This window comes from Terriglobia bacterium (assembly GCA_020072565.1).
Taxonomy (GTDB): domain Bacteria; phylum Acidobacteriota; class UBA6911; order UBA6911; family UBA6911; genus JAFNAG01.
In genome coordinates this window covers 1-6414 of the sequence record JAIQGI010000113.1, presented here as the reverse complement: position 1 = coordinate 6414, position 6414 = coordinate 1, and the positions used below count along the sequence as shown (strand labels likewise).

Sequence of the window (6414 nt, the reverse complement as noted above, 5' to 3'; positions counted from 1 at the left end):
AGCAAGCATCTTGAAACGTTCTTCTCCACCTTCGACCATATCCGGGAGCTCAAGTTTTCATGACCCAGGGCGTCGGCAATATCCCGGCTTGCCGGCGTAAATGAGCAAAAGGGAGAAAGGGGCGCATCGAAGGCAGACATGCAAAGCGAAAAGGCAGAGAACAGGAGGGAGCAGTCTGTCTTCAATGCGCACTGTCGTGTCAATGGGTACAAAACAGCGCGGCGAAAATGACCAGTGGCTGAGAGAAATAACGGCAGCCGCGGTCATGCTTAATCCTCGCTTGTTTTGGGCCTAGAGGCGGTCCTTGGTGCTTTCGAGAGTGGCCTGCGGCCATGTAACTCCACGTTCGTTGAAAGGATAGGTAAAATTGGCTGCCTTTTGCGGCGTTTCCTTCGCGGGTTGCGCCGCTTCAGTCCACTTGTCCAGCTTCCGATAAAAGCCAATTGTTAACTTCGGGGCTTCGGCCCCAGCTAAGCAGCATTTTATAGCCACCCTGTGTTCCCGGATCCAGTTTTCTTGCTCACCTACCTCTTGTTGCAGGGCAGATTAGCATCCCCGGTCAGTCATTTGAGCACACGCACACCTATTTGCAGAGCGGACTAGACGCTCCGCTACCATAAATGCGCAGTGTCCGGGGCAGGTGCCTGAAACCCCCTGCGCTGCAGATATGACTGTGATAACCTCGCAACGATGCAATCCTGCCTCATTGCCTGGAGGCCGCCGCGATGCACGATAGTATCCTCGTAAGAGTCGGTCCCGAGAACCTGGCAGAGTGCGGCATCGGCTGCATAAAAAATCGTGACAATCCGGGCTACGCGTGCAAGGTTGAGTGGCTGCAGAAGCGTTTTGCAGAAGGGTTGCGCATCCTGTTATTCCGCGACGAGAGAGGGAAAGCGCTGGCGTTCCTCGAATATGTCCCGGGCGAATTCGCATGGAGACCGGTCGATGCCCGGGGCTGGCTGTTTGTCCATTGCTTGTGGGTGTTCGCTGAAGGGCAGCGGATTGGGGGGCTCGGAGGCCGTTTGATCCGCGCCTGTATCGAGGACGCCGAACGGAACGGCGGCACGGGCGTCGCCACCATGGTCAGCAACGGTACGTGGATGGCGGGGAAGGAAATTTTCCTGAACAATGGATTCACAAAGACGGCGGAGCGAGATCGATTCGAACTGGTCGTTTACCGGCTCAGGGAGGGCGCAGAGCCCCGCTTTCGGGATATTGAAGATAAAGGCGCAAGGTACCGCGGCTTGCACATCGTGTATTCGGATCAATGCCCGATGCTCTCGAAGTCGGTGAATGATGTTGCCGAGATGGCGGCGGAATATGGCCTGAAGCTCCGCGTTACCGTTCTCAACCGCGCGGAAGAAGCTCAAAATGCGCCGTCTTATTATGGTGTCTTCAGTCTGTTGTGGAACGGCCGGCTGCTGTCAGATCACTACGTAAGCAAGGGGCGGTTCAGAAACATTTTGCGCAAAGAAATCCTGAACGATAAGAAGCGGCGGTGACCCGCCGGCAACAGAGCGGGATTTGGGAGCACAGCTCGCCCGGCGCCTCTGCAATCGGGTCGATGTTCTCCCACAGGGTCTTACAGGTTTCGGGTGAATCCTTGATGCTCATTCGAATCGAAACAGAGCGGGCCTGTCAGCGCTTTTCAAGGCTCCGGTACACCAGTTCCAGCCATTGTGGCGTGGTCAGGAATCCTTGCCTCAGGGTGTTCCTTCATGTGTTTGCTGTACGGCTCACACCAATCAAGGTCCCTCCCTCCATGCGCACTCTTGACATTGAACTTTATTTGTTCTATTTTGTAGAAGAAAAGGTCTCAGCATGGGAAAAGGCGAATACCTCGGAGAATTTGAGCAGATAGTCCTCTTGGCTGTGCTTCGCCTGGGCAAGAATGCCTATGGCGTGACGATCTTGGAAGAGATCGAACAGCGTACGGGAAGATCGGTAATGATCGGTGCCGTGTATGCGACGCTGGATCGATTGGAGATTAAACGGTACATCTCTTCAAGAGTTGGCTCTCCGACGCCGGAGAGAGGGGGAAGGGCTAAACGATTCTTCAGAGTCACAGCGCAAGGATCCGCAGCCTTGGAACGATCTCGCGAGATTCTCCAAAACATGTGGGCGGGATTGGATCCGGTTTTGGAGGAGCCATGAGTCAGAATTGCGATTGGAAGCCAAGTACAGCGGCCAAGCCACCTGAAATTGCGCAACGGCTCCTTCAGTTTTTGCTACCAGACCAGGTTCTCGATAACGTTACAGGCGATTTGTCTGAACTATATTCAGCCGTTATCGTGCCAAGTTGCGGAATCTCCAGAGCCAGACTCTGGTATTGGCGGCAGGTTGTTTGCTCAATGCGCCTCTTCTTCAGGTTTCGCAAGAATCCACAAACTGCATTGAAACTCTGGAAAGGACGAATTGATATGTCTAAACCAATGCAAGATGCGGTTACGCCCCATCCCGGAATTTCAATGCACCACATACCGGTCGGAAGCGGCGTAGCCGGCTTTCTTTTCGTTTTTGCAACGGTTTTCATCTTCGCTGTTGGCATCCCCGCCATTCGAGGGCTGCTTGTCATCACCGGCATCCTCGGAATTCTAGGGTCAGGATTCGTTTTCTACTGGCACAAACGGCACGCACTCAAGATTCAATCCCTCCATCTACACGAAGAAAAACAAAAACGCTGAGAATAACGAGAGAGAGTCAGTTCATTTTGCGATTCGGGAAGAATAAAGAACGTATAGTGGCGTTCTCCTACATGTAACCGGTCCCAAATCCTAAAGCGTTCGTGTTGCCGATTCTGTCCACAATGGCGGCTTTCGTCCGAATGCGGCAGCTGTCCGGTAATCCCCTTTTCTCTCTTCCATCGCCCCGGACTCGGCAAAACGGCAATTTCCGCCGGTTCCACCTGTCTTTTGATATACAATCACACGTCATAGGCACAATGGATTTCCGTAGCGCAAGGTGAAACCAACATCACCCCGACGAGAGTCTCATGGACATCAAAGATCCAAACAACGACAATCTTCCAACTCTATCTGTGGGATTGAACTCGCAGGCAAAGATCGATCTGGCGACCAGCGGCACGGAACCTGAGGCAGGCCACCTGTTCGGGCATTACCGCATTCTCCGCCTGCTCGGCCAGGGCGGCTTCGGCCAGGTTTGGGATGCCGAAGACACCAATACGGGGCGCCGCCTGGCTCTCAAGGTTTTGACTAAAGTGCAAGGAGTATCGATCGAGGTTCTCGAGCGATTTAAGCGCGAAGGGCAGGTTGCGGCCACCATCAATCACCCGAACTGCGTCTACATTTTCGGTGCGGAGGAAATAGACGGATACCCCATTATCACGATGGAGCTCATGCCGGGGGGGACACTCCAGGACCAGCTCAAGTCGAAGGGACGGCTTCCAGTCACGGAGGCGGTCGACCAGATCTTGGAGATCATTGACGGGTTGGAAGCTGCGCACAAAGTCGGCGTTCTCCACCGCGACATGAAGCCGTCAAACTGCTTTCTGGATGAGGCGGGTCGTGCAAAAGTGGGCGATTTCGGATTGTCGCGCACTCTCGAGTGTGACAGCAAATTGACTATTACAGGGTCATTTTTGGGAACCCCTTCTTACGCCTCCCCGGAGCAGGTGAGGGGACGCGACCTTGATGTTCGCACCGATATCTATTCGGTCGGCGCGACGCTCTATGCGCTCTTGACCGGGAAACCGCCATTTGAAGCAGAGCAGGCTGGGGAGGTGCTCGCCCGGATCGTCTCGGAGCCGCCGACCCCCTTTTCGCAGCATAACGCCCGAATCCCGGCGGGGCTGGAGCGCATCGTTCTCCGAGCTCTGGCGAAAGACCGAGACAAGCGCTACCCAAGCTATGCAGCACTGCGCGCCCAACTGTTGCCATACTGTTCTTCCGCCACAACCCCAGTCACCCTCGCTCGCCGCTTCGGTGCTTTCCTCCTTGATTACCTCGCCTTTTATCCCCTGAACTTGATCATGGCTCCATTGCTGCTAAGGGCCTTATCTGAAGGCGGTTTGATGAGCGGCTTTATGTTTATCAGCTTATTCACGACCATGGCGTGGTTTTTCTACTTCTTCATCGGCGAGAAGTTTTGGGGCAGAAGCCTGGGGAAGTGGGTGCTGGGCTTGCGAGTGGTGAGCGCCGAGGGCGGGAAGCTGAGCTATGGCCAGGCTGCTGTGAGAAGCGCGGTGTTCCTGACCTTCTATTTGCTCATCCCAAGCGTAGTGGCTTTGATTCAATGGAAGTCCGGTCTAACAACCGTTTCCGCATCTCGTTGGTCGGCGAGTGTACCTTTATGTTCCTATGCGGCCCTTTGGATTCTGGCTCGCAAGAGGAACGGTTATGCCGGTCTGCATGAGCTCGCGAGCAGAACACGCGTCCGATCGATGCGCCACAGAGCCGAGTTGGCGGCGCCAGAATTACCGCTGGCGGAAAGCTCGCTGCCCGCTGATTTGCCGGTCACCTTCGGCCCGTATCGGTCCAAGGCTCTTGTTTGGCGGGCCAATGGGCGGGCACTCGTCGCAGCGCATGATGACGTGTTAAGTCGGGCGGCCTGGATCCACTGCTACCGGGACGCCGGGGACGCTCCAACAATGAAGGAGCTTGCCGACGCGCGTCCGGGAAAACTGCACTGGCTCAACGGCAGCCGCAGCGCGGACTGGAAATGGGATGCTTTCGAAAAGCCCTCCGGGTGCGGCATCTCGAGCTGGGTTCGCACACGGGGCTCGCTTTCGTGGCATGAAATTCGTCAGGTGTTGCTCGGCATCTCGTCAGAAATGGATGCCGCGCTTCGCGATGCCCGGGAGCAGCGCTCCTTGTCTCTCGAGCATTTTTGGGCCACCGGCTACGGCCAGGTGAAAGTGCTCGAATTTCCTGCCAGCTCAGGTGAAACCAGCCAAGCCGTTGAGATCCACGGGGATGGGTGGAGACGGCTTCTGCACCAGATCACGCTTGTCGGTCTCGAGAACCGGTTCGTGCCCACGGCCGCTCTGGATGCTATCGTCCCAAGAGTGCCCTTGCCGGAACATGCCCAGCCTATCATTGAATCGGTTTGTGGCGGCTTGAATCCGGCTCAATCGCCGGCAGCCCTGGCAGCGAGTCTCGGCAATTCCATGGTCCACAGCGCGCAACTCACGGCCGGTCGACGGCTGGGACCGGGATTGGTTACTGCCATCCTTCCGCTCATTATGGCGATTTCCTTATTGGCGGCAAGTTTCATCACATCGCGCACCCCCGACTGGATGCGCGATCTTATGGCGGTCTCCGAATATGCGACCAAGCTCCAGCAACTCGACCAGTCGCCTGGGAACCCGAAAGCGAGCGAACAAGGCGATGCCCTCCGAACGATCCTGGCCGCGAGCTATTTGAAGCTCAAGGCTTACCCACAAAACGAGATCTATCTTAAGAGTCTGAACGAAAAGCTGCGGCCCGTTTTGGAGTCGGCAGCGAAGCAACATCCGCATGTCTCCGAAGCCGATCTCGATCGTGCACGCGCGATCGTAGGCGAAGCCGGCGTTGGTGAGTTTCTACGCATGCTACCGCGGCTGCAGAAGGCCTTGCCATTTGGGGTCTCTGTGGTACTCGGCTGCTTGGCGATTCCCGCGTTTCTGTTGTCCGTGATTCTTAGAGGTGGTCTGCTGATTCGACTGTTTGGGATGTCAGTGAAAATGGAGGATGGCCGGAAAGCGCCGCGTTATCGATGTGCATTACGGGCTCTGATTACCTGGGGAATGTTCATGCTTTGTCTCCCGTTTCCGCCCTTTTCCTATCTCAATCACCCTTTAAGTCTTTCGACGAGCCCCTGGGTTGCATCGCTGCCACTCGCGATCGGAATCACCGGCCTGATTTACGCTGCGGTTCGCCCGGCCCGCAGCATCCCCGACCTGATCGCCGGAACCGCTTTGGTTCCGAAATAGGTCGAAGGGGTATGCGGCGCAGCATAGTCGCATCCAAAACTTAACACCAAGACGCAAAGACGCCAAGAAATCAAGAATCAAACTTTTGGCGCCTTGAAGTCACAATTTGTGACCTCAAGATGCAGCAGGGTAGGGGAGTGTGCGCCGGGATCTTGTTCGCGGCTTGAAGAATCCTCATACCGGCCGCAGTGGCCTTAGCGCCCAGCAGGTGCTGCGCTCCCTATGGCGACGAAGGATAGGTAAAATTGGCTGCCTTTTGCGGCGGTTCCTTCGCGGGTTGCGCCGCTTCAGTCCACTTGTCCAGCTTCCGATAAAAGCCAATGTTAACTTCGGGGCTTCGGCCCCAGCTAAGGGCCCGCGCAAAAATAAGTACGCAATTCTGGTCGTTCATCGATCATATCAGCTCCTTTGAATTCGATCTCCAAGCTGACATTGCGATCGCCGTATAACCAAGAATGGCAAGGCCTCTCTCGGCCAATTGCTTT

The 6414-nt window shown here is 55.7% G+C and carries 4 protein-coding genes; all 4 read left to right on the top strand.

Translation table 11 applies throughout. The features are described 5' to 3' along the window. The first annotated feature begins 725 nt into the window (after positions 1 to 725). The 4 genes from LAP85_29315 to LAP85_29300 all read left to right on the top strand — a co-directional run bounded on the left by LAP85_29315 (position 726) and on the right by LAP85_29300 (position 5929). Positions 726 to 1502, top strand: a complete 777-nt coding sequence (locus LAP85_29315) for a hypothetical protein (protein MBZ5500512.1) — start codon at positions 726 to 728, stop codon at positions 1500 to 1502. A gap of 319 nt (positions 1503 to 1821) precedes the next feature. Further along, on the top strand, positions 1822 to 2154 hold the full coding sequence (locus LAP85_29310; protein MBZ5500511.1) for a helix-turn-helix transcriptional regulator: 333 nt from the start codon (positions 1822 to 1824) through the stop codon (positions 2152 to 2154). Continuing rightward, the gene (locus tag LAP85_29305; GenBank protein MBZ5500510.1) at positions 2151 to 2684 is read left to right on the top strand and encodes a permease prefix domain 2-containing transporter; all 534 of its coding nucleotides are present in this window, start codon (positions 2151 to 2153) and stop codon (positions 2682 to 2684) included. Before LAP85_29310 ends, LAP85_29305 begins: the two co-directional genes overlap by 4 nt. A gap of 308 nt (positions 2685 to 2992) precedes the next feature. Next, a complete protein-coding gene (locus LAP85_29300; protein MBZ5500509.1) occupies positions 2993 to 5929 on the top strand; it encodes a protein kinase in 2937 nt (978 codons plus the stop codon). The last annotated feature ends 485 nt before the right edge of the window (positions 5930 to 6414 follow it).

What these genes read in the sequence shown, in the direction of transcription:
- LAP85_29315 (MBZ5500512.1), top strand. Translation starts at nt 726, where the DNA reads ATGCACGATAGTATCCTCGTAAGAGTCGGTCCCGAGAACCTGGCAGAG.
- LAP85_29310 (MBZ5500511.1), top strand. Translation starts at nt 1,822, where the DNA reads ATGGGAAAAGGCGAATACCTCGGAGAATTTGAGCAGATAGTCCTCTTG.
- LAP85_29305 (MBZ5500510.1), top strand. Translation starts at nt 2,151, where the DNA reads ATGAGTCAGAATTGCGATTGGAAGCCAAGTACAGCGGCCAAGCCACCT.
- LAP85_29300 (MBZ5500509.1), top strand. Translation starts at nt 2,993, where the DNA reads ATGGACATCAAAGATCCAAACAACGACAATCTTCCAACTCTATCTGTG.